Annotated in this window: 20 protein-coding genes and 3 tRNA genes; 12 read left to right on the top strand and 11 right to left on the bottom strand. The window is 59.2% G+C overall.

Annotation, left to right across the window (positions count from 1 at the left end):
* Positions 1-22: 22 nt before the first annotated feature.
* From uvrC to H8Z83_RS00445, 5 genes are all read right to left on the bottom strand, one after another.
* On the bottom strand, positions 23-1855 hold the full coding sequence (gene uvrC / locus H8Z83_RS00465; protein ID WP_187013229.1) for an excinuclease ABC subunit UvrC: 1833 nt from the start codon (positions 1853-1855) through the stop codon (positions 23-25).
* Positions 1856-1916: 61 nt separating this feature from the next.
* Positions 1917-2004 (bottom strand) — tRNA-Leu (locus H8Z83_RS00460).
* A gap of 61 nt (positions 2005-2065) precedes the next feature.
* Positions 2066-2153, bottom strand: a tRNA-Leu gene (locus tag H8Z83_RS00455).
* Between the two features lie 28 nt (positions 2154-2181).
* Positions 2182-2267: transfer RNA gene (locus H8Z83_RS00450), tRNA-Leu, on the bottom strand.
* A gap of 126 nt (positions 2268-2393) precedes the next feature.
* Positions 2394-3110 (bottom strand): NAD-dependent protein deacylase, encoded by a 717-nt coding sequence (locus tag H8Z83_RS00445; RefSeq protein ID WP_187013228.1) that lies wholly within the window; start codon positions 3108-3110, stop codon positions 2394-2396.
* A 39-nt stretch (positions 3111-3149) separates the two neighbouring features.
* On the opposite strand from H8Z83_RS00445, the gene H8Z83_RS00440 reads away from it, so the two are divergent.
* The 6 genes from H8Z83_RS00440 (at position 3150) to H8Z83_RS00415 (ending at position 8849) form a co-directional block, all read left to right on the top strand.
* Positions 3150-3485 carry an arsenate reductase family protein gene (locus H8Z83_RS00440; RefSeq protein ID WP_187013227.1) on the top strand — a complete coding sequence of 112 codons (336 nt, stop codon included), beginning with the start codon at positions 3150-3152 and terminating at the stop codon, positions 3483-3485.
* Positions 3486-3510: 25 nt separating this feature from the next.
* On the top strand, positions 3511-4383 hold the full coding sequence (locus H8Z83_RS00435) for a YihY/virulence factor BrkB family protein (RefSeq protein ID WP_187013226.1): 873 nt from the start codon (positions 3511-3513) through the stop codon (positions 4381-4383).
* 52 nt (positions 4384-4435) lie between these two features.
* Positions 4436-5665 carry an aminopeptidase gene (locus H8Z83_RS00430; RefSeq protein WP_187013225.1) on the top strand — a complete coding sequence of 410 codons (1230 nt, stop codon included), beginning with the start codon at positions 4436-4438 and terminating at the stop codon, positions 5663-5665.
* A 32-nt stretch (positions 5666-5697) separates the two neighbouring features.
* Positions 5698-6177, top strand: a complete 480-nt coding sequence (locus H8Z83_RS00425; protein WP_187013224.1) for a gamma carbonic anhydrase family protein — start codon at positions 5698-5700, stop codon at positions 6175-6177.
* 143 nt (positions 6178-6320) lie between these two features.
* Positions 6321-7685: an MATE family efflux transporter gene (locus tag H8Z83_RS00420; protein ID WP_187013223.1), complete on the top strand. Its 1365-nt coding sequence runs from the start codon at positions 6321-6323 to the stop codon at positions 7683-7685.
* A 3-nt stretch (positions 7686-7688) separates the two neighbouring features.
* Positions 7689-8849, top strand: a complete 1161-nt coding sequence (locus tag H8Z83_RS00415) for an AI-2E family transporter (protein ID WP_187013222.1) — start codon at positions 7689-7691, stop codon at positions 8847-8849.
* 121 nt (positions 8850-8970) lie between these two features.
* Here the strand turns inward: H8Z83_RS00415 and H8Z83_RS00410 are convergent, their stop codons facing one another.
* The 3 genes from H8Z83_RS00410 to mtaB are packed head-to-tail and all read right to left on the bottom strand — an operon-like array spanning position 8971 to position 11225.
* Complete coding sequence (locus H8Z83_RS00410) at positions 8971-9306, bottom strand: hypothetical protein (RefSeq protein WP_187013221.1); 336 nt, start codon at positions 9304-9306, stop codon at positions 8971-8973.
* Between the two features lie 39 nt (positions 9307-9345).
* The gene (yfbR, locus tag H8Z83_RS00405; protein ID WP_494546114.1) at positions 9346-9921 is read right to left on the bottom strand and encodes a 5'-deoxynucleotidase; all 576 of its coding nucleotides are present in this window, start codon (positions 9919-9921) and stop codon (positions 9346-9348) included.
* A 2-nt stretch (positions 9922-9923) separates the two neighbouring features.
* Positions 9924-11225, bottom strand: coding sequence for a tRNA (N(6)-L-threonylcarbamoyladenosine(37)-C(2))-methylthiotransferase MtaB (mtaB, locus tag H8Z83_RS00400; protein WP_187013219.1), 1302 nt, complete (start codon positions 11223-11225; stop codon positions 9924-9926).
* Positions 11226-11361: 136 nt separating this feature from the next.
* On the opposite strand from mtaB, the gene H8Z83_RS00395 reads away from it, so the two are divergent.
* From H8Z83_RS00395 to H8Z83_RS00385, 3 genes are all read left to right on the top strand, one after another.
* On the top strand, positions 11362-12495 hold the full coding sequence (locus H8Z83_RS00395; protein WP_187013218.1) for a cysteine desulfurase family protein: 1134 nt from the start codon (positions 11362-11364) through the stop codon (positions 12493-12495).
* 217 nt (positions 12496-12712) lie between these two features.
* On the top strand, positions 12713-14098 hold the full coding sequence (locus tag H8Z83_RS00390) for an MATE family efflux transporter (protein WP_187013217.1): 1386 nt from the start codon (positions 12713-12715) through the stop codon (positions 14096-14098).
* 10 nt (positions 14099-14108) lie between these two features.
* Complete coding sequence (locus H8Z83_RS00385) at positions 14109-14933, top strand: putative RNA methyltransferase (RefSeq protein ID WP_187013216.1); 825 nt, start codon at positions 14109-14111, stop codon at positions 14931-14933.
* 47 nt (positions 14934-14980) lie between these two features.
* Here the strand turns inward: H8Z83_RS00385 and H8Z83_RS00380 are convergent, their stop codons facing one another.
* The 3 genes from H8Z83_RS00380 to H8Z83_RS00370 form a co-directional block, all read right to left on the bottom strand.
* Entirely contained in the window at positions 14981-15688 is a 708-nt protein-coding gene (locus H8Z83_RS00380; RefSeq protein WP_187013215.1) for an SGNH/GDSL hydrolase family protein, read from the bottom strand.
* A gap of 78 nt (positions 15689-15766) precedes the next feature.
* On the bottom strand, positions 15767-16372 hold the full coding sequence (locus H8Z83_RS00375; protein ID WP_187013214.1) for an MBL fold metallo-hydrolase: 606 nt from the start codon (positions 16370-16372) through the stop codon (positions 15767-15769).
* 56 nt (positions 16373-16428) lie between these two features.
* Entirely contained in the window at positions 16429-17382 is a 954-nt protein-coding gene (locus H8Z83_RS00370) for a DUF4349 domain-containing protein (RefSeq protein WP_187013213.1), read from the bottom strand.
* Positions 17383-17578: 196 nt separating this feature from the next.
* Between H8Z83_RS00370 and H8Z83_RS00365 the strand changes: the two genes are divergently transcribed.
* Genes H8Z83_RS00365 through H8Z83_RS00355 form a run of 3 tightly spaced genes read left to right on the top strand, consistent with a single transcriptional unit; the run spans position 17579 to position 19829 of the window.
* A complete protein-coding gene (locus tag H8Z83_RS00365; RefSeq protein ID WP_187013212.1) occupies positions 17579-18595 on the top strand; it encodes an alpha-hydroxy-acid oxidizing protein in 1017 nt (338 codons plus the stop codon).
* Between the two features lie 5 nt (positions 18596-18600).
* Positions 18601-19389: a threonine/serine exporter family protein gene (locus tag H8Z83_RS00360; protein ID WP_302643014.1), complete on the top strand. Its 789-nt coding sequence runs from the start codon at positions 18601-18603 to the stop codon at positions 19387-19389.
* Positions 19386-19829: a threonine/serine exporter family protein gene (locus H8Z83_RS00355; protein WP_187013211.1), complete on the top strand. Its 444-nt coding sequence runs from the start codon at positions 19386-19388 to the stop codon at positions 19827-19829. Before H8Z83_RS00360 ends, H8Z83_RS00355 begins: the two co-directional genes overlap by 4 nt.
* Positions 19830-19841: the final 12 nt, after the last annotated feature.

Raw genomic sequence — 19841 nt, 5'->3', positions numbered from 1 at the left:
CGTGGGGCAGCAGGACGTTTTTTTAAGTGGATTCCTTTTCATGGAGTCTGATCCAAAGGGTATGGGCCACATTTTGCGGCAGCACCGCCGCCAGTGCCGTCTCGTCCGCCTCCCGGATGGCCTTCACCGTGCCGAAATGCTTCCGCAGCTCCGCCTGCCGCTTGGGTCCCAGACCGGGAACGCCGTCCAGTGCGGAGCGCATGGCGCTCTTGGTATGGTGCTGGTGGTGATAGGTGATGGCGAAACGGTGGGTCTCCTCCTGGATCTGGCCGATGAGTGAAAACACCGCTTGATCGTTCACAATGCCGATCTCCCGGCCCTCCGGGGTGACCAGCGCCCGGGTGCGGTGGCGGTCATCCTTCACCATGCCGAAGATGGGCACCGTGCAGCCGAATTGCTCCGCCACCTCCCGGACGGCGTCGGCATGGGTCACGCCGCCGTCGATCAAAAACACATCCGGCAAGGGCAGGAACTTTTCGTCCCCGTCCGCCGCCCTTTGCAGCCGCCGCCGCAGGACCTCCCGCATGGAGCCGTAATCATCGGGATGGCCGCCAGTCAGCTCCTTGATCTGAAACCGGCGATAGGCGGATTTCAAAGGCTTCGCCCCCTGATAGACCACCATGGACGCCACAATGTCGCTGGCGCCGGTGTTGGAAATATCGAAAGACTCCATCCGTCTGGGCGGCTGGGGCAGGTTCAGCATTTTTTGCAGGGCTTCCAGCGTATACGCCGTTTTTTCCTCGGCGGTGGTGGCCCGCCGGACCTCCTCCTGTGCGTTGCGGACCGCCATATCCGCCAGTGTGGACTTCTCTCCCCGCTGGGGCACATGGACCCAGACCTTATGCCCCGCCCGCTGGGTCAGGGCCTCGGACAGTTCCTCGCAGTCCCCCGTGTCCACGCAGAGCAAGATCTCATGGGGCAGAATGGCCCGCGGCAGATAATACTGGGCCGTGACCGCCGCCAGCAGCTCCGCCGCCGATTCCTCCATAGGCGCGGTCAGCAGTTCCGTCTCCCGGCCCACCAGATCGCCGTTTTCCATGTGAAGAACGGCATAGCCGCTCTTGCCCGCCCCCCGGAACACGCCCCACACGTCCGTATCGGCGCACAGTCCCGCGATGACGGTCTGCTTTTTGCTCAGGGCGCTGATGGCTTGGATACGGTCCCGCAGTTGGGCCGCCTGCTCAAACCGCAGGGCCTCCGCCTCCGCTTCCATCTCGGCGGTCATGTCCCGGAGGAGCTGCTTGGAGCGTCCCTCCAACAGCTGGGCCGCCTGCTCCATCCGGCGGTCATATTCCGCCTCCGGCATCTCCGGGCGGCAGAACCCGTCGCACCGGCCCATGTGGAAATTCAGGCAGGGCCGCTCCGCGCCGATGTCCCGCGGAAACTGTCGGCGGCAGGTGGGCAGGCGCAAAGCCTGACATACCGCATCCACTGCCTGACGGGTCTCGTACCGCCCGCCAAAGGGACCGAAGTACTTCGCGCCGTCATTGGCGGGTCGATTCACCAGAGTGAATTTCGGATACCGCCCCCGGCTGAGGCGCACCAGCGGATAGCCCTTGTCATCCTTCAGCAGGATGTTGTACCGGGGCATATGCCGCTTGATGAGGGAGTTTTCCAGCACCAGCGCCTCAAATTCACTGGTGACGAAGATCGTGTCGAAATGATCTACCTGACTGACCATCTGCCGGGTCTTGACACTGTGGGCCGCGCTGTCCTGAAAATACTGGCTCACCCGGTTTTTCAGTTTTTTCGCCTTGCCCACATAGATGACCTTCCCGGTCTTGTCCATCATCAGATAGACGCCGGGCTGTAAGGGCAGATCGTTGGCCTTTTCCCGCAGCTCGTCCTTTGTCATGATTTCGCCTCCTATCCGGCCTAAGAACAAAAGAGCATCACTTTACAGTGATGCTCTTGTTTGGTGCGCGAGGCGGGACTTGAACCCGCACGTCCGTAACGGACACTAGAACCTGAATCTAGCGAGTCTGCCAATTCCACCACTCGCGCGTATCAATATGAAGTTAATCCCCGAAGGGTGCCCATCGGAAGAAACTCCGATGGGGCTTTCTGGTGCGCGAGGCGGGACTTGAACCCGCACGTCCGTAACGGACACTAGAACCTGAATCTAGCGAGTCTGCCAATTCCACCACTCGCGCGCATAAGCAATCTTTCCGGAGAGAAAACTGGTGCGGCTGACGGGACTTGAACCCACACGTCGAATCGACACCAGCACCTCAAGCTGGCCTGTCTACCAGTTCCAGCACAGCCGCAAACAAATACCGCCTAAAAAAGACTGCTTGATTATTATATCCATTCGTATCCATAATGTCAACCAGAATTTGCGGTTTTTCTAAAAAAATTTTCCGGGCGGCAAAACCGCCCGGAAAAACAGGGCCTCAAAGCTGGGACAAAACCTCGCCGATGGGGTCCGTAATGACCAGCCCAGCCGCCAGATCCCGGGCCACCGGGGATTTGTTGATGAGGGCCAGCCGGTCCCCACGGAAATAGTTGATAAGTCCCGCCGCAGGCCACACATTCAGGGAGGTGCCGCCCACGATCAGCAGATCCGCCTGCGCGATAGCGTTCACCGCGCCGTCGATGATCCGGTCATTCAGGGCCTCCTCATAGAGCACCACGTCCGGCTTGATGACGCCGCCGCAATCGCACCGGGGAACTCCTGTGGTGTGGAGGATGTGATCCAGATCGTAGAATTTTCCACATTTTTCGCAGTAATTCCTGTGTACGCTGCCGTGCAGCTCATAGACCTGTTTGCTGCCAGCGGCCTGATGAAGTCCGTCGATGTTCTGGGTCACCACTGCCAGCAGCTTCCCCTCCCGCTCCCATTCCGCCAGCTTTTTGTGGGCGGCGTTGGGCTTTGCGCCGGGGCAGAGCATCTTCGCCCGGTAAAAGCGGAAAAATTCTTCGGGATTGCTTTTATAAAACGTATGGCTTAAAATAGTCTCCGGAGGGTATTTCCACTCCTGATGGTATAAGCCGCCGGTGCTGCGGAAATCCGGGATCCCGGACTCCGTGGACACCCCCGCCCCGCCGAAAAAGACGATTTTCCGGGCCGCGTCGGTCCATTCCTTTAATGTTCTGACCGCATCCGTCATAAAAATACCCCTCCAGTCTGTATAATAAGGAAGTTATCTATGAACATTCAGATCTTCGGCTCCTCCAAATCCTTTGACTCGAAGAAGGCGGAGCGCTGGTTCAAGGAGCGCCGCATCAAATATCAGTATATCGACGTTCCCTCAAAGGGATTATCTCCCCGGGAGTACCAATCCGTCAAGCAAAAAGTTGGCTTTAAGGCGCTGGTGAATACAAAATGCCGGGCGTACGAGGAGCTTTACATGGCCTATATCACCCCGGACGCCCAAGAGGAAAAGCTGCTGGAATATCCGGAGCTGTTCAACACCCCCATTGTCCGCAATGGCAAGGAGGCCACTGTGGGCTACTGCCCGGACGTCTGGGCCAAATGGGAGTAAAATCTTCCCGGAGGGAGACACTGCTATGTGGGACAACACCCTGCCGAAAAACCGATTTCTCCGCTTCTGTGTACTGATGGTCCATCGCTGCGGGCGGCATAACGTGGCCACGCAGAGTGCGGCGCTGGCCTTTTACCTGCTGTTCATGATCTTTCCCTTCCTCATTTTCATCAGTGCCCTGCTGGGTCTGCTGAATCTGAACATCACCGGCATGATGACCGTCCTCTCGGATTTTCTGCCGGAGGAAGTGGTGGACCTGCTCCGGATGTACTTCACTTACGTCACCGACAATCCCAGCCCCCAACTCATGGTATTCGGTCTGGTCTTTTCCATCTACTTCCCCATGCGGGCCACCAACTCTCTGATGGCCGCCGTGCGGATAGCCTACCATTTAGGCCCGCCCAAGGGCTTTATCACCCAATGGATCAAGGTGCTGCTCTATACCGTGACCCTCATTGTCACCATCGCCCTGACCTTGTCTCTGATGACCTTCGGAGAGCGGGCGCTGTGGTACACCGTGGAGCATTTTCACCTGCCGGAATTCCTGGCGAAGCTGTGGGTAACGCTGCGGTTCCCCGTAGCCGGGGCCGTCAGCTTTCTGGCACTGTTCCTGCTCTACGCCCTGGCCCAGGATACCATCCAACCCCTGAAAAATATCTGTCCCGGCGTTCTGTTCTCTCTGGCAGCGTGGATGGCGTTCAGCTGGCTCTATTCCTACTACGCCAACCACTTCTCCCACTACTCTGTGCTCTATGGCTCCATCGGCGCCGTCATTGTGGTGCTGATCTGGCTGAACCTCTCGGCATTCACATTGATTCTGGGTGCGGAGATGAATGGTGTGCTCATCAGTATGCGGAAGGACCGTCTGGAGCAGGGCGTCAACATACCCAAGACATAAATCGTCTGTCAAATCTCAGCCGCGGCCTCGCTGCGGGAAAGGAAGCTGTTTTATGGATACAAAACTGCAGGAATATGCAAAATTACTGATTGAAGTAGGCCTGAATGTTCAAAAGGGCCAGACTCTCATCATTTCATCGCCGGTGGAGTGCGCCTCCTTCGCCCGGCTGTGTGCTGACGCGGCCTATGACGCAGGCTGCCGGGAGGTCATCATGAACTGGAGCGACGACTATCTTAGTCGGCAGAAGTTCCTCCGGGCGGACGCCTCCGTTTTCGATGACACACCGGAGTGGCGCGAAAAGTTTTTCACCTGCTATGCGGAAATGGGAGCCGCCTATCTGGCCATTGCCGCCAGCGATCCGGAAACGCTGAAGGGCGTGGACCCCGACCGGCTGGTCCGGTCTCAGAAATCCGGTTCCGTGCTCCGCAAGACCTTTGACCGGCTCCAGATGAGCAACGGCTTCCCCTGGTGCATTGCCTCGGTGCCCATCCCCTCCTGGGCCGCCACCGTGTTTCCGGAGCTGCCGGAGGATCAGGCCATGGAAAAGCTGTGGGATGCCATTCTCCGCTCCGTCCGCATTCAGGGAGACGGCACCGCCGTTTCCGCATGGCGCCAGCATCTGGACACCCTGGGCCGCCGGAAAAAGCTGCTGAACGAGTACCACTTCAAATACCTGCACTACACCAATTCTCTGGGCACTGACCTCACCATCCAGCTGCCGGAGGACCATCTCTGGGCCGCCGGCAACTCCGTGATGAAAAACGGGGTGGAGTTCGTGGCCAACATGCCCACGGAGGAGATTTTCACCGCCCCTCTGAAAACCGGCATCAACGGCGTGGTCTATTCCGCCATGCCTCTGGTGGACAGCGGCAACATCATCGACAAGTTCTACTTCATCATCCGGGACGGCAAGATCGTGGAAGCCCACGCCGAAAAGGGTGAGGAATTCCTGAAAGCCGCCATCAGTGTGGACGAAGGCGCCAGCTACTTCGGAGAAGTGGCCCTGGTCCCCTATGACAGCCCCATTTCCAATCAGAAGATCCTGTTCTACAACACCCTGTTTGACGAAAACGCTTCCTGCCATCTGGCCTTCGGCGAGGCATATCCCGAGTGCATTGAAGGCGGCGAGTCCATGACCCGGGAGGAGGTGCAGGCCCACGGCCTGAACTATTCGCTGACCCATGTGGACTTCATGGTTGGCACCGCCGACCTCTCCATCGTGGGCACCACCCATGACGGCCGGGAGATCCCCGTCTTTATCAACGGAAACTTTGCCATCTGATGCAGCAGACCTAACAAGAAAGAGAGAATTATATGATCACAAAACCGAAATTTGACGAATCCGTTTTTGTCTGTCCCGGTGCCGCCATCGTGGGAGACGTGACCCTGGGAAAGAATGTCAACGTGTGGTACAATGCCGTCCTCCGCGGAGATGACGGTGCCATCAAAGTGGGCGACAACACCAACGTTCAGGACTGCGCAGTGCTGCACGAGGAGACCACGGTCGGTTCCGGCTGCACCATCGGCCACGGGGCCACTGTCCACGGCTGCACCGTGGGCAACAACGTGCTCATCGGCATGGGCGCCACCGTTCTCAACGGTGCAAAGATCGGCGATAACTGCATCGTAGGCGCCGGAGCGCTGGTCACCGGCAAAATGGACGCTCCCGCCGGCTCCATGATCCTGGGCAGCCCCGCCAAGGTGGTCCGTCCCCTGACGGAGGCCGAGATCGAGAGCAACCGGGAATCCGCCCGGGAATACTGTCATCAGGCAGACCGGTACCGCGAGGACTGATTTGCGCCAAAAATAGGGAAAATGCTGAAAGAAGCCCGGAATTTCACACTTCTTTCGGCGCTTTGCCGCTTGCAACCAAACCGTTGTACGCATATACTTGCTCCGATATTAAACGATTACTTCTCAAGCAAGGAGCTATTTATATGACATTGCAGTTTTCACCTCAAACCCGACGGGTCTTTCACCTCTCGCTGCCCATCTTCGCAGAGCTTCTCTTGCAGCTTCTGGTGGGCAATATGGACCAATTCATGATCTCCCACTTCGGCTCCGCCGCCGTGGCCGCCATCGGCAACGGCAATCAGGTGATGAACGTGGTCATCATCGTGCTCACCACCATGAGCACCGCCGCCACCATTCTCCTGACCCAGCACATCGGCGCAGGCCGGGTCGGTGGGGAATGCAGCGAGATCGTCACCGTGGCCGTTACGGTCAGCGCCGTATTCAGCTTTCTGGTGGGCCTGTTTTTGCTTTTAGAGCCGGAATTGGTCTTTCAGCTCCTGCGGACGCCGGAGGACGCCTTTGACGGTGCCTGCCTTTACACCCGCATCGTAGGCGGTACGGTACTGCTTCAGGGGCTGTATATCCAGCTCTGCGCCGTTCTGCGGAGCTACACCCTGCTGAAAGAGGTGGTGGTGCTCTCCGTTTCCATGAACCTTCTGAATGTGGTAGGCAACGCCATTCTGATCAACGGCTTCTTCGGCTTCCCGCAAATGGGCGTGGCTGGCGCCGCCGTATCCACCGTGATCTCCAAGGCTGTGGGCCTGACGCTGGCCTGCATCACCCTGAAACGCAAATGCACCGTCCGTTTTTCCCTGCAATATCTGCACCCCTTCCCCGCAAAGACCTTCCGCGCCCTGCTGGGCATCGCCCTGCCCTCCGGCACGGAGGCCCTGTCCTACAACGTATCCCAGACCTTCATCCTCCGTTTCATCAATCTGATGGGTGCGGCGGTGGTCAGCGCCAAGGTCTATGGCAGTATGCTGGCCAACGTGGCCTATGTGTACTCCATCGCCGTGGGGCAGGCCACCCAGATCATTCTGGGCTACATGATCGGCGGCCGGAAGCTGGACGAGGTCAGCGGCCGTGTCTGGTCCACCATCCGCATCGCGCTGGCTGCCTCCGAGCTGCTGACACTGCTGATCCTCATTTTCTGCGATCCCATTTACAGCATCTTCACCGATGATCCTGTGATCCACGCGCTGGGCCGGCAGATCCTTTATGTAGAGTTCGGTCTGGAGATTGGGCGGTCCATCAATATCGTCATGACCCGCTGCCTCACCACCGCCGGAGACGTCTGGTACCCTGTGGGCGTGGGCATTTTCAGCATGTGGATCGTGGCCGTAGGCGGAAGCTGGCTGCTGGGACACGCGCTGAACTGGGGTCTTGTGGGCATCTGGATTGCCATGGCCTGTGACGAGTGTCTCCGGGGTGCGCTGTTTACGATCCGTTTCCGGAGCGGCAAGTGGAAGGAAACCCGGCTGGTGGCTGATTCAACGAAAGGAACCTGACATATGGAATTCAACAAGCAGACCGTAAAGGCCCTGTTGGGCGTTGTCTGCGGCGGCATTGCCTTCGCCGCGGCGCTGCTGCATCTGGATGTGGTGGCAGGTGCCGCCGGGTGGCTGCTGGGCATTTTGGCCCCGCTGCTGCTGGGCTGCGCCATCGCCTTTATCCTCAATGTCCCCATGCGGGCGCTGGAGCACTGCCTGTTTCCCCACGTCAAAAAGGCCAATAAGCTCCGCCGCCCGCTGGCGCTGCTGCTCACCGTTGCGGCAGTATCCGCCGTGCTGGCGCTGGCCGGCATGGTGATCGTCCCCGGCGTGCGGGACGCCGTCGCCTCCATCGCGGCGCAGGTGCCGGAAGCCTTTGAGCGCTTGCAGGAAAGCGCCGCCCGCTTTCAGGAATACCTGCCCCTTCTGGCAAACCAGATCGAAGGGCTGTCTATCGACTGGGCCAGTCTTTCCCAGAAAGCCGTGGGGCTGGTCCAGAACTGGGGCAAGGGCCTTCTGATCTCCGGCGGTGGACTGGTCAGCGGCATCGTCAGCGGCGTCACCACCTTTTTCATCGGCCTGATCTTTTCTCTGTACATCCTGCTGCAAAAGGAAAAACTGGCCCGGCAGGGCCGTCAGCTTTGCTACGCCTTTCTGCCGGAAGCCGCCGCGGATCAGCTTCTGAATATTCTGCGGCTCAGTGAGCGAACCTTTTCCAGCTTTCTCTCCGGTCAATGTCTGGAGGCCGTGATCCTGGGCACCATGTTTTTTGTGTCCATGACCCTGCTCCATTTCCCCTATGCGCTGCTGGTGGGCGTTTTGATCGCACTGACCGCTCTGATCCCCATTGTAGGGGCGTTCATCGGCTGCGCCGTGGGTGCGCTGCTGATGCTGGTGAACGATCCCTGGCAGGCGCTGTGGTTCATCGTCCTGTTCCTGGTGCTCCAGCAGATCGAGGGCAACCTCATCTATCCCCATGTGGTGGGCTCCTCCGTGGGACTGCCCTCCATCTGGGTGCTGGCAGCCGTGACAGTGGGCGGCAGTCTCATGGGCATTCTGGGAATGCTGGTGTTTATTCCCCTGTGCAGCGTGCTGTACGCCCTGCTGCGGCAGCTCACGGTCCACCGGCTGAAGCAGCGGCGCGTCCCCGCCGAAAAGTGGCGGGAACCGCCCAAGAAATAAGAAAGCAGTTCCATATAACTGGCAAAAAAGCCAAGCCGCGGAACGCGGCTTGGCTTTTTGCGGTCTTTTTGATTTTGTGGCAAGAGGCGGATACCACGCGGGAGGGGACGCCCTCGCTCCGTCAATTTCCCTCATCTATGATCGCTTTCCACTGGCGATACTCCGGGGTTTCATCCCACTCCAGCGCCCTGTCGATATAGAACTCCGCAAGCTCAAAAGACGCGGGCGGCGTCAATGCGATAAAAAGATAATACGCCATCAAAAACGCACAGTAGGCAGCGGTTTTCATGCGTTCTTTCCCTTGAAACCTATGCAGTGACGCCTCCAAAACGAAGAACAGGTTGAGCCGGTCTACTTCACTTGCGTCCCCGTAAAAGCAATTCAGGTCATCCGGTGTGAGCCCCAATAAGACGTTCTCCTCAAAATACGGATGTCCGAAATCGATCGTTATCTTCACAGAATTCGCCTCCACGGGGCCGTTCCGCCAGCTTTCCCGCTATTTCAACTGGTCCAGCGTGAGAGAAAAGCTGGGCATGAAGGTCTCCAGAAAATACGTCACCTCCGGCAGCTCGTATTCCTCCAGCGCCGCGCGGGTCTGTACGGCGGCGTCCCGAAACTCGCTGTTCCCGGCCTTCAATTCCTCCACGCATTTGATGTAGGCGGACAGCTTGTCCGCCGCCTTCACCAGCCGCTCCGTCTCCGGGTCCGTCACCGTGAGGATGGGGGCGTACACCGGCTGAAATTCCTCCGGCAGCATATGCAGCAGCTTTTCCTCCGCCACCGCTTCCACCGCCTTGTAGGCTTTGCGGATGGCGGGGTTGTCGTACTTGATGGGCGTAGGCATATCGCCGGTCAGGATCTCGCTGGCGTCATGATACAGCGCCGCCACCGCCACCGCTCCGGCGTCCGCATGGCCGCCGAACTTCTCATTGCGGATCACCGCCAGAGCGTGGGCCAGCACCGCCACCTGATGGCTGTGCTCCTGCACGTTTTCCGGGGCCGTGTTCCGCATCAACGCCCAGCGCTGGATGAAGCGCATCCGGGAAAGATAAGCGAAAAAGTGACTGCCGATCCTCATGCTTCCGCCTCCTGTTCCACGATTTCTCCCAACAGGGCCTCGCCGTCCACATCGGTGATCCGCACGGTCCGCAGTGCATTATGCAATTCCGCACCGTCCACCAAAACTTCCATATAGTTCGGGGCATGGCCGAAGAACTTCCCGTTTTTCGGCTGCTCAAACAGCACCGGATACGTCCGGCCCACGCAGCCCTCCAAATAGCTCCTGTGCATTTCCTCCGCCACCGCCGCCGCCCGGCGGGCCCGCTCCTCCTTGACAGCCTTGGGTACCTGTTCCATCTTGGCCGCTGGGGTGCCGGGACGGATGGAGTAGGGGAAAATGTGCATCTGGGCAAAGCGGCACTTCCGGATGAAGTCTAAGGTCTGAGCGAACTCCTCCTCTGTTTCCTCCGGGAAGCCGGTGATGAGGTCCGTGGTAACGGCGGGGCGGTCAAACCAGCGGTTCAGCAGTTCCACGGATTCCAGATACCGGGCGGTATCGTACTTCCGGTTCATCCGCTTCAAGGTGGCATCGCACCCGCTCTGCATAGACAGGTGGAACTGGGGGCACAAGTTCGGCAGCGCCGCCGCCCGGCGGCAGAAGTCCTCCGTCACAGTGCGGGGCTCCAGACTGCCCAGCCGCAGGCGCACCTCCGGCGCCGCGGCGGACAGGGCCTCCAGCAGGTCGATAAGACTTTGGCCGTTTTTGAAGTCATGGCCCCAGGAGGAGATCTCGATGCCTGTCAGCACGATCTCCCGGTAGCCCTCCGCTGCCAGCTGCCGCGTCTGCTCCACCGCCTGTTCCAGCGAAAGGGAGCGCACCGGTCCCCGGGCGTAGGGGATGATACAGTAGGTGCAGAAGTTCACGCAGCCGTCCTCGATTTTCAGCATGGCGCGGGTGCGGCCCTCCATGCCGCCGGCAGGCAGCACCTCAAACACCCGCCGCTCAAAGGACTTGTCAATGGCCTCCAGATTCTTCTTTCCGGCGGCAGCCTCCTCAAGCAGGGAAATGAACCCCTCCCGGTCGCCGGTACCGGCGATGAGATCCGCCCCCAGCTTCCGCACATCCTCCGGATGGGTCTGGGGATAGCAGCCGCACACCGCCACCACCGCCGCCGGGTGCTGCTTCTGTACCCGGTGGATCACCTGCCGGGACTTCTGGTCGCTGACGGCGGTGACAGAGCAGGTATTCACCACATAGGCGTCGGCCTCGTCGGAAAATTCCACCACCTGATGTCCTTTTGCCCGGAGGGTCTGCTCCATAGCCTGCGTCTCATATTGATTCACCTTGCAGCCAAGGGTGTAAATGGCAACTTTCATAGGTTCTCCTTGCGTTTTCAGAATCGTTCTTATATAATGAATAATTACGCTATTGAAAGAGATTTCCGGGGGGATTCCCGTGATTTCCCTCCCATTATACGTTTATTTTCGGAATAGGGCAAGAGGAGGATTTTTTATGATCTATCTGGACCACGCCGCCACCACGCCGGTCCCCAAGGCTGTGGCGGACGCCATGTACACCGTGCTGACAGAACAGTACGCCAACCCCAACGCACAATATCCCTTCGGACAGGAAATGCGCCGCAGCGTGGAGGATTGGCGGGCTGTGATTGCCAAAGCCGTAGACTGCGAAGCAAACCAGCTTTTCTTTACCTCCTGCGGCACCGAGGGTGACAACTGGGCCATCCGGGCCGCCTGCTGGCAGAACCGCCATGTGGGCCGCCACATCGTCACCACCGCCGTGGAGCACCACGCCGTCCTCAACTGCTGCCAGCAGCTGGAGCAGGAGGGCTGGGAGGTCACGACCATCCTGCCGGATCAAAACGGCGACATTTCCGCCGAATCCGTTCTGGCGGCGGTGCGGCCGGACACGGCGCTGGTGTCCGTGATGATGGTGAACAACGAGCTGGGCAGCATCTATCCCATTGCAGACATCGCCAAGGGTTTGAAGGCCGTCAACGAAAAAACCCTGCTCCACACCGACGCGGTCCAAGGCTTTTTGAAAGTCCCCTTCTCTGCCAAAGCTTTGGGAGCGGACTTCATCGCCATCTCCGGTCACAAGGTCGGCGCCCCCAAGGGCATCGGCGCTCTTTATATCGGCCCCCGGGTTCGGAATCCCCGGCCCTTGCTGCCCGGCGGCGGTCAGGAAATGGGCCTGCGCTCCGGTACGGAGGCCACTGCCCAGATCGCGGGTTTCGCCAAAGCGGTGGAGCTCCGCTGGGATCATCTGGAGGACAAGCTCCGGCACATGGCAGAGGTCAAGGCCTACGCCGTGGAAAAGCTGACGGCCATTCCGGACCTCCAGATTATCGGGGACGGCAAGGCCCCCCATGTCCTGTCCGCTTCCATGGCGGGCTGGCCCAGTCAGAACGTGGTGAACGATCTGGGCAGTCAGGGCATCTGCGTCTCCGCCGGCTCCGCCTGTCATCATGGCAAGTCCAGCCAGGTGGTGGCGGCGCTGCATCTGCCCAAGCGGGTGGCCGCCGGTGTCATCCGGCTGAGCTTCGGCCCGGAGACTACTTTTGCGGACATCGACGCCTGCGCGGAGGCTCTCCGGAATCATCACAATCACCGGATGCCCATGCTATAAAGCTATAAAATATCAAGGGGGAGCAGACTCCCCCTTGAGAATTCCTCACACGGTTCACTGCTATGCAGAAGGTGAATTGCCGCAAAGCTGCAAGAGACGCCCCTCTGGAGAGCTCGCTACGCTCGCACACTTGTGAACCGCAAAGTATGTTTTGTCAGGTACACGCCCTGACAAAACATGGATTCCATTTATTATTCTGAATAAGGAATTTCATTTTATGAATTTCAGCTATCTTCGCCGGGAGCCCGGCTTCTACCGCCGGGTCTTTACACTGGCTCTGCCAGTGGTCCTTCAGAACCTCATCACCACCTCTCTTGGCTTCATGGACACCTTCATGGTGGGTCTGGTCGGTCAGGAGCAGATGTCCGCCGTCACCGTGGCCAATGTACCCATCTATATCATCCAGCTCATCGTTTTCGGTCTGCAAAGCGGCTCCCGCGTGCTCATCAGCCAGTTCTGGGGTCGGGGAGATCGGGAATCCATCAACCGGGTCATGGGTATCGGCTTCTTTGTGGCAGGAGGCATTTCCACCCTCTGCGCTCTGACCATGGGGCTGTTCCCCCGGCAGGTGCTGATGCTCATTACCGACAATGCCCGTCTGGTGGAGCTGGGCACCTCCTACATCCGCATCGTGGGCTTCTCCTATATTCTCAACTCCCTCTCCTCCATCTACATCGGTATGCAGCAGAGCATTGAGAATCCCCGCTTCGGCATGACGGTATTCGCCATTTCCACCGTCTGCAACACCGTAGGCAACTACATCCTGATCTTCGGCAAGCTGGGCCTGCCCGCACTGGGGATCACCGGCGCCGCCATCGCCACCTTCTCCTCCCGTGTGGTGGAATTTGTCATTTCCCTTGTCTACGCCCTGCGCTGCAAGCAGATGCCCCTGATGCCCGCCTGTATTCTCCGGCCCGGCAAGGCCACCTTCCGCAGCTTTGTGAAGTTCTCCACGCCGGTGCTGCTGAACGAGACTCTCTGGGGTACCGGCACCTCACTCTACACCGTCATCATGGGCCACATGGCGGGCAGCACAGACCTGATCTCCGCCTACACCGTGGCGGGCAACATCGATAAGATGGTGACGGTAGCCATCTTCGGCGTGGCAGCGGCGGCCGCCGTGATCGTCGGCAAGGAGGTTGGCATGGGCGGCAAAAACGCCTATCCCATTGGTCAGGCCCTGACCTTTGTGGCCTTTTGCACCGGCTTTGGTGTCGCAATAGCGGAGCAGCTGCTGTTCTGGCTCGTGCTGAAGCCCCACGTGCTGCCTCTGTTCTCCATGACCGCCGCCTCAGCGTCTCTCTGCGTGACCATGATGATCTGCTACTCCATCTCTGCCCCGCTCCACGCCTTTGCCACCACCGGCATCGTGGGCGTTCTCCGGGGAGGCGGCGATGTGCGGATTGCCATGCTGATCGACGTTCTCCCCCTGTGGTGCTTCACCCTGCCGCTGCTGGTGCTGCTGGGGCTGGTACTCCACGCTCCCATCGCCATCTTCTGCTTCATCATGGCCACGGAATCCGCTTTGAAGGTTCCCTTCGGCCTGCACCGGATCCGCAGCGGCAAGTGGATCCATGACGTGACCCAAGATCTGAACGCATAGGAGGGATCGTATGAAATCTCTGTTCCGCTGTCCTGTCTGCGGCGGTCCGCTGGACCGGGAGGAACGGGTCTACCGCTGCGCTGACCGACACAGCTATGACATCGCCAAGGAGGGCTACACCTATCTGCTGCCCCCCAATCAGAAGCACTCCGCCGATCCCGGCGATGACAAGGCTATGTCGGCAGCTCGCCGGGATTTCCTATCCAAAGAGTATTATATGCCGCTCTTAAATACGCTTTGTAGCCAGATTTTGCCGCTTGTGGGCGAGCATCCGGTGATTTTGGATGCCGGCTGCGGAGAGGGGTACTACACTGCCGGCATCCGGGCAGCCCTGACTGCCGCCGGGAAAACGCCCGCTATAGCCGGTATCGACATCTCCAAATCTATCCTCCGGCTGGCCGCCAAACGGGAAAAGCAGGTGGAATTCGCAGTGGCCTCCTGCTATCATCTTCCCTTTGCGGATGAAACGGCAGACCTGCTGCTGGACTGCTTCTCCCCCCTGGCCATTGACGAATTCCGCCGGGTCCTGAAGCCCGGAGGCCATTTTCTCTATGTGGTACCCGGCGCCGACCATCTGTGGGAGCTGAAGCGGGTCCTCTACGATGCGCCCTACCCCAACGAGGAAAAAGAAACTCCCTACGAGGGCTTCACCTATGAGGCCATCGTTCCGGTGGACTTCACCCTCCATCTGGCAAATCAGGCGGATATCCAATCCCTCTTCCGTATGACGCCCTACTGCTGGAAAACCCCCAAGGCGGGCGTAGAGCGGATGGAAGCGTTGGAAAATCTGGACTGTCAGGCATCCTTCCGCATCCACATCTTCAAAAAGCTGTAAAAAATACGGGTCGGTTTTCAAAACCGACCCGTATTTTTGTCCTTCTGTCAGACGGTCTGACCGGCCAGCCGCAGCCCCCGGCCAAAATCCTGAAACGCCTTTGTGATCAAGCCCTGACCGACGGTGTTGGGGTGGGTACCATCGGCGCAGAGGGTCTGCTCCAGATGGCCGTAGTCCAAAAAGGCTCCACGGACATCCACCAGCGGCACATTTTCCTCCCGGGCCAGACGCTCCACCGCACGGGAATACCGCTCCTGCCAGACGTAGATGTTGCCCACGTCTCCCAGCCAGCGCATCACAGCCTCTTTATCCAGATCTCCGCACCACCAGTTGAAAAAGCGCTCGCTGTCCAGCGGCGGCAGGTTGGTAAGGATGGGCCGGATACCGTGGCTCCGTACCCGCCGGATCATCTCCCGGTACAGCTCCACAAACTCTGGCAGCGGCACGTTGGGCTGATGGTCTCCCGTGGGGTCCTCCGCGATCTCCTTCCAGCGGAAATCGCAGTCATTGCCGCCGAAGTCCATCACCATCATGTCGCAGGGCAGCTTCCGGGCCAGCATCCGGTCCAGCAAGCGGCTGCCCTTGCGGACCGTGGCTCCAAAGTGCGCGTCATTATGAATGGAAAGCTGAAATTCCGATTCCAAAGCCTCCATATTGATCTCATTATGAGTACGATAGCGCCGGTCACCCAGATCTACCTGAATTCCCTTTAAGATGGAATCCCCTAACAGGGTCACCTGTCTGTTCTGTACCATACGATCACCTCATTGCCATGTAATATAGTTTTCAAAACTATATTACATAGTATTCATCGTTTTGTCAAGAGCTATTCTTCAAAACGAAGGAACCATGACCCCGGCAGTCTGCTCGGTCAGCTCAAACGCCGCTCCTTGCAGGTGGTGGACCGCCTCCGCGGGCCACAGCTCCAGAAACGGCTCCACGCTGTCCACCTCCGTCAGGCCGTAGGGCGCGTGGTGGTAGTGCATGGGCACCACGCAGCGAGGATGCAGCGCATCGCACACTGCCTTTGCTCCGGCGGCATCCACTGTGTAAACACCCCCGACCGGCACCAGTACGGCGTCCACCGGGCCGATGGCCGCCGCCTGCTCCGCCGTCAGCTGGTGCCCCAGATCGCCCAGATGGGCCACAGACAGGCCGCCGGCTGTAAAAATCCGGACCGTGTTGGTCCCCCGCAGCGCGCCGCCCCGGTCATCATGAAAGGTCTCTACCTCCCGGACCGTAAACGGGCTTTCCCGCTCCGGCAGCAGCTCCACACAGTCTGTGGCGTGATGGTCAAAATGGCCGTGGCTGCAAAAAACGGCGTGAGCCTGTATGTGCAAAGGCGGATACCCCGCCACGCCGGTATACGGGTCCAGTACAATGCGATAGCCGTCCTCCTCCAAAAGAAAACAGGCGTGTCCCAGCCAGGTCAGCTTCATAACGATCCCTCCTAAAATATCAGAAAAGGCAGCGGTCTCCCGCTGCCTTTAGTCTATCAGGTATCACCGGACTTGTCATCCGGTTTTACATCGTTTTTCTTCTTGAACAGCGGTTTTTTCATTCCGCTCCGCCGCCGGATCTTCCGCAGGATGACCACCGCCGCTGCGATGATGACCGCCCACAGGATCAGCCACATCCAGCTGTACGCCAGCGCCACGGCGAAGTCCTCCATGCCGTTCACAAAGGAATGCCAGCCCCGGCTCATAGCGCTGCTCAGGCGATCTCCGAAATTCTCCGGCAGTTCCTCCGTGTCGGAATACTTATAGACCTCCGACACATGGACGTTGATGGTGGCGAAGTCCACCAGCGCGTCATAGTGCCGCAGGGTACCGGAAAGGTCCTCGATATTCCACTCTGTTTCGGAAATGGCGGACTCAATGGTGATGATGTCCTCCATGTTTTCCGCCTGGGACAGCAGCTTTTGCAGCCGCTCCAGCTTGATCTGCTGGGTCTTCAGGCGGCCTGCCGTGTCATAATAGGTCTCTGTGATATTTTCCAAATTGGTGTTCCGCCACGTCACATGGGCAAGCTCCCCGGCCTGATCCAGAAAGCTCTGAAACTGAGCGGAGGGCACCCGGACGGTATAATCCGCCCACCGGTAGCCCCGGCTCCCGCCGCCTACGGTGCTGCTCTCCAGGTAGCCGCCCTTGGCCTCCGCCAGCGATGCCAGCGCCTTGACGGCCTCGTCAAACTCCGTGGTCTCCAGATTGATGTCCCCGGTGTAGATGATCTTCTGGTTTTCCAGAACACCTCCGCCGCTGTCCCGACCCTCGTCATCATAGCCGTTGGTGTCAGCGTCTCCCTTCTCCTCTGTCACGGCGGGGCTTTCCGCAGGGTGGTCGTTGGCGCTGGAATCAACGGAAGCCGCAGTTTTGCTGCTGGCTCCGCAGGCAGTCAGACTCAGGAGCATAATCATTGCGAGAAAACAGACAAATAACTTTCTTTTCATGGCGCCTCCTCCTTTTTCAGCGGTCGTGCCGCTCTTCTACTTATATAGACGAAATTCCCGCCAAAAAGTTCCGCCGCTCTCAACATTTTACCGACTTGTATTTTTCTGCCGCCTGCTGTAAAATGAGGCCAATCGGGAATATGTTTGATCTTTAACGGGATTTTTACAAAGCTATACGATTCAGGAGGAAACTGCAATGACTTATCAGGAAGTTTTGGAGCAGGCCCGGACCTGCATGGGCAAATGCCATGCCTGCCCTGTGTGCAACGGCCTCGCCTGCAAAAACACGGTCCCCGGTCCCGGCGCCAAGGGTCTGGGCACCGGCGCCATCCGCAACTACCAGAAATGGCAGGAACTGTGCGTCAATATGGACACCATCTGCGAAAACGGTGATGTGGACACCTCTTATGATTTCTTCGGCCACAAGCTGACGATCCCCGTAATGGCCGGCCCCGTTGGTGCCGTGGCTATGCATTACAGCGACAAATATGACGACCTGCGCTATAACAATGTACTGGTGGAGGGCTGCGCCAAAGCCGGTATCCTCGCCTTCACCGGTGACGGCACCAATCCCGCCGTCATGGAAGGCGCTGCGGATGCCCTGAAAGCCAACGGCGGCTGCGGTGTTCCCACTGTGAAGCCCTGGAATCTGGAAACCGTCCGGCAGAAGATGGACCTGGTAAAGGCCGCTGATCCCTGCGCCATCGCCATGGACATTGACGCCGCCGGTCTGCCCTTCCTGAAGGGGATGACTCCCCCCGCCGGCAGCAAGACCATGGATCAGCTGAAGGAGATCGCTGCCATGGCAGGCAAGCCCTTTATCCTCAAGGGCATCATGACGGTGAAGGGTGCGGAAAAGGCACTGGAAGCCGGTGCCGCTGGTATCATCGTCTCCAACCACGGCGGCCGTGTGCTGGATCAGTGCCCCGCCACCGCCGAGGTCCTGCCCGCCATTGTGGACGCTGTGGGCGGCAAGATGAAGGTCTTTGTGGACGGCGGCATCCGCTCCGGCATGGACGTGTTCAAGGCTCTGGCTCTGGGTGCCGATGCGGTGCTCATTGCCCGCCCCTTCGTCACCGCGGTCTACGGCGGCGCTCAGGAAGGCGTGCAGGCCTATGTGGACAAGCTTCAGGCAGAGCTTGCGGACACCATGGCCATGTGCGGTGCTCACAGCCTGGCCGACATTGATCGCTCTATGCTCTTCGGCTTTTAAGTGACGTGAACGCAGATAAGATCCCTGTCCCGGCGCAGCCGGAGGTCCTGCTGCACTGTCTCATGGACATTGCGGAAGCGCTTTTGGCCGTAGGGGCAGAGGTAAACCGGGTGGAGGACACTCTGACCCGTATGGGCACGGCCTACGGGGCTGTTCGGATGAACGCCTTTGTCATCACCTCCAGCATCGTGGTAACCATGACGCTGCCCAGCGGGCGGGACATCACCCAGACCCGCCGGATCCTGACTCCCGGCGGCACGGATTTCACCGTTCTGGAAGCGCTGAACGATCTGAGCCGCCGGTGCTGCGCCGATCCTATTCCGCTGGATGAGCTGCGCCGGGAAGTAGCCCAGATCACGGCAGAAGCCCCCAAGCCGCTGCTGGTCTACCTGGGCAGTGCGCTGGCCGCAGGAAGCTGCGCCCTGTTTTTCGGCGGTTCCATGACGGATGGTCTGGTGGCTGCCCTGTTTGGCTTGGTGATCTGCCGCCTCCAGCGGCACTTTGGCCCTCAGTGCCCCAACCGCTTGGTATTCAATCTGCTCTCCGCTCTGGCTGTTGGCATCAGCATTACCCTGTGCGCCTTTTTCCTGCCGGAGCTCCACGCCGACAAAATCCTGATCGGTGACATCATGCTGCTGATCCCCGGTCTGGCCATGACCAACGCCGTCCGGGACACCATGGTAGGCTCCCCGATCTCCGGCGCCATGCGGCTCATCGAAACGCTGCTGTGGGCCGGGGCGCTGGCTATGGGCTTCATGAGCGCCTTTTTACTGATGGGAGGGATCGGACTGTGATCGTGCAGCTTCTCACATCTTTTACCGGGGCGCTGGGTTTTTGTCTAGTGTTCCACCTGCGTCGGCGGTATATGTTCGCCGCTTCTCTGGGGGGTCTGCTGACCTGCGGTGTCTATCTGGCGGCCGCCTCGATCTGGTCCGGTATCCTGCTCCCCACCCTGACCGCCGCCGCCTTTGCCGCGTTGTATGCGGAGTTTCTGGCTTGGTTTATGGGTGCGCCCGCCACGCTGTTTCTGATCCCCGCGCTGCTGATCCCGCTGGTGCCGGGACGACCGCTCTATTATGCCATGTACTATGCCGTTCAGCAGGACATGGATCTGTCGGCGGACTTTGCCCGCCAGACCGCTCTTTATGCCCTTGGGATCGCACTGGGCGCCAGTCTGGTGTGGGCCCTTGCCGATATGCGCCGCCACCTTAAGCAAAACGGTTTTGGAAATTGAATCCAGCAAAAA

This window comes from Dysosmobacter segnis (genome assembly GCF_014297285.1).
Taxonomy (GTDB): domain Bacteria; phylum Bacillota; class Clostridia; order Oscillospirales; family Oscillospiraceae; genus Oscillibacter; species Oscillibacter segnis.
Note: the sequence above shows the minus strand (reverse complement) of the source record. Positions and strands in the feature narration are given on the sequence as shown.

Bases quoted from the DNA above. Each gene is read 5' to 3' on its own strand.
- H8Z83_RS00365 (WP_187013212.1), top strand. From the start codon at position 17,579: ATGACTTATCAGGAAGTTTTGGAGCAGGCCCGGACCTGCATGGGCAAA.
- H8Z83_RS00380 (WP_187013215.1), bottom strand. From the start codon at position 15,688: ATGGTACAGAACAGACAGGTGACCCTGTTAGGGGATTCCATCTTAAAG.
- H8Z83_RS00440 (WP_187013227.1), top strand. From the start codon at position 3,150: ATGAACATTCAGATCTTCGGCTCCTCCAAATCCTTTGACTCGAAGAAG.
- H8Z83_RS00375 (WP_187013214.1), bottom strand. From the start codon at position 16,372: ATGAAGCTGACCTGGCTGGGACACGCCTGTTTTCTTTTGGAGGAGGAC.
- H8Z83_RS00415 (WP_187013222.1), top strand. From the start codon at position 7,689: ATGGAATTCAACAAGCAGACCGTAAAGGCCCTGTTGGGCGTTGTCTGC.
- H8Z83_RS00435 (WP_187013226.1), top strand. From the start codon at position 3,511: ATGTGGGACAACACCCTGCCGAAAAACCGATTTCTCCGCTTCTGTGTA.
- H8Z83_RS00385 (WP_187013216.1), top strand. From the start codon at position 14,109: ATGAAATCTCTGTTCCGCTGTCCTGTCTGCGGCGGTCCGCTGGACCGG.
- H8Z83_RS00445 (WP_187013228.1), bottom strand. From the start codon at position 3,110: ATGACGGATGCGGTCAGAACATTAAAGGAATGGACCGACGCGGCCCGG.
- H8Z83_RS00430 (WP_187013225.1), top strand. From the start codon at position 4,436: ATGGATACAAAACTGCAGGAATATGCAAAATTACTGATTGAAGTAGGC.
- mtaB (WP_187013219.1), bottom strand. From the start codon at position 11,225: ATGAAAGTTGCCATTTACACCCTTGGCTGCAAGGTGAATCAATATGAG.
- H8Z83_RS00420 (WP_187013223.1), top strand. From the start codon at position 6,321: ATGACATTGCAGTTTTCACCTCAAACCCGACGGGTCTTTCACCTCTCG.
- H8Z83_RS00395 (WP_187013218.1), top strand. From the start codon at position 11,362: ATGATCTATCTGGACCACGCCGCCACCACGCCGGTCCCCAAGGCTGTG.
- H8Z83_RS00425 (WP_187013224.1), top strand. From the start codon at position 5,698: ATGATCACAAAACCGAAATTTGACGAATCCGTTTTTGTCTGTCCCGGT.
- H8Z83_RS00390 (WP_187013217.1), top strand. From the start codon at position 12,713: ATGAATTTCAGCTATCTTCGCCGGGAGCCCGGCTTCTACCGCCGGGTC.
- H8Z83_RS00370 (WP_187013213.1), bottom strand. From the start codon at position 17,382: ATGAAAAGAAAGTTATTTGTCTGTTTTCTCGCAATGATTATGCTCCTG.
- uvrC (WP_187013229.1), bottom strand. From the start codon at position 1,855: ATGACAAAGGACGAGCTGCGGGAAAAGGCCAACGATCTGCCCTTACAG.